The following is a 351-nucleotide window of genomic DNA, read 5'->3' on the forward strand; positions in this document are numbered from 1 at the left end:
TATACGAAGATGAAAGCCTACTTGAGTTAATTAAAGAATACTCCACTGAAGAACGACGAATCTATATTATGGCTCACATAAACCACCCTAGAGAAATAACTGAAGAAGCACGAAAATGTTTTAAAGCATTACACGACGCAGGAGCAATTATCGTAAATCAAACCCCTGTCTTAAAAGGCATTAATGATGACCCGGTTGTATTAGGAGAATTATTAGATAAATTATCGTGGGCAGGAGTAACTCCTTACTACTTTTTTATTAATCGTCCAGTGGCTGGGAACCGTTCCTTTGTTCTAACTCTAAAAGAAGCATATGATATTGTAGAAGAAGCTAAGGCAAGAACTTCAGGAT

Annotated in this window: 1 pseudogene; it reads left to right on the top strand. The window is 36.8% G+C overall.

From position 1 onward, the window contains the following. Positions 1–351: pseudogene (locus tag KH400_RS22885) on the top strand (KamA family radical SAM protein); the annotation flags it as partial.

Source organism: Desertibacillus haloalkaliphilus, assembly GCF_019039105.1.
Lineage (GTDB): Bacteria > Bacillota > Bacilli > Bacillales > KJ1-10-99 > Desertibacillus > Desertibacillus haloalkaliphilus.